Source organism: Morganella psychrotolerans, from assembly GCF_965118875.1.
Lineage (GTDB): Bacteria > Pseudomonadota > Gammaproteobacteria > Enterobacterales > Enterobacteriaceae > Morganella > Morganella psychrotolerans_C.
The window spans coordinates 1-1,511 of record NZ_CBCPJD010000045.1 but is presented as its reverse complement, the minus strand read 5'-3'; the positions used below and the strand labels follow the sequence as shown (position 1 = coordinate 1,511).

The window sequence follows — 1,511 nt, the reverse complement described above, 5'->3', positions numbered from 1 at the left end:
GCGGATCCGGATGTTCGTAAAAGCGTATCAGTGTGAGGGGGTTATCTGATGAATTACCAACTGATTGGCGGTCGCTGTGAGCATGCCTTAAAAAACCTCCCGGATAACTCAGTGGACGCAATCGTAACAGATCCCCCGTATGGCATCGGGTTCATGTCGAACAAATGGGATTACTCCGTACCAACCGTCGAACAGTGGGCTGAATGTCTGAGGGTGTTAAAGCCGGGCGGGCATTTACTGGCATTTGGTGGCAGCCGGACATATCACCGTCTGGTCGTAAATATTGAAGATGCCGGTTTTGAGATACGGGATCAGATTATGTGGATTTATGGCAGTGGGTTTCCCAAGTCGAAAAATCTTGATGGTGAACACAAGGGCAAGGGAACGGCATTAAAACCAGCACATGAACCGATTGTCATGGCTCGTAAGCCATTTAGTGCAACTATTCTCGAAAATGTTAATGAGCACGGAACCGGGATTTTGAATATCGACCCGTGCCGTGTGCCTACCGGGGAGATGCTTGCCGGAGGCACCGGTGGTCTGCTTTCTCACATCCGTGATGGCGATACGCCGCCAGGCGCTGAATGGACACAGAACAGTGAAGGGCGCTGGCCTGCAAATGTGATCCATGACGGTAGTGACGAGGTTCTTTCTGCATTTCCGGATGCAAAGGGGCAGCAGGGAAAGGCTAAAAGTGATGGTAGCGATAACGGTAACAAGGTTTACGGCGCACTAAAAAATATAAAGAAAACACCTATGCCACGCATTGAGTCCGAAACTTCCGCTGCAAGATTCTTTTATTGTGCAAAAGTCAGCAAAACTGATCGTGACGAAGGAATGGATCGCTTCGTTACTGCGTCAGCGTCTGAAATGACCGGCGGACGCACCGAGGAAAGCGCCGGAATTAATAACCCGAGAGCCGGTGCCGGGCGTACCAGTGGCGCTAAAAATACGCATCCGACCGTTAAGCCGGTAGATTTAATGCGCTATTTATGCCGACTGGTCACCCCTGCAGGTGGCACGGTGCTTGACCCATTTATGGGGTCAGGTAGTACCGGAAAGGCTGCGATAGCGGAAGGGTTTCGGTTTATTGGTATTGAGATGGACCCTGATCACCTTGTCACTGCAGCAGCACGTATAGGACATGCAGTGAAAGAGGCAGGGGTATCAGGGGAGGCGGCGTAATGATGCTTTATACCCAAATCGCAGCAATTGAACCGGCGGGCACTGAAATGACAATTCTGGACGTGATGAAAAAATACCGGGTTTATCATTCAAAAGCCTGGTCTGCGTTCCGCGTATTAGAGAAAACCGGCGCAATAGAGGTTACCCGCCGCAAGGGCACTACATCGGTATTCCGGTTTACGGCTGATGCAGTGGAATTAATAAAAGTCTATGAAGCAGATGTTTCGTTGCGTCGCCGTCTGCCAAGGTCAGAAGACCGGGTCACTCTCACTGAACAGGATATCTCTGAATCAGCATTCAAACAAAAACAGAACCAGTTGATAGCT

General features: G+C 50.2%; 2 protein-coding genes. Both read left to right on the top strand.

The window, feature by feature from the left end:
* Positions 1 to 48 precede the first annotated feature (48 nt).
* Complete coding sequence (locus tag ACMHKJ_RS19195; RefSeq protein ID WP_413496429.1) at positions 49 to 1,185, top strand: DNA-methyltransferase; 1,137 nt, start codon at positions 49 to 51, stop codon at positions 1,183 to 1,185.
* The coding region (locus tag ACMHKJ_RS19190; protein WP_413496427.1) for a hypothetical protein at positions 1,185 to 1,511 on the top strand (327 nt) is incomplete at its 3' end. The genes ACMHKJ_RS19195 and ACMHKJ_RS19190, both read left to right, overlap by 1 nt.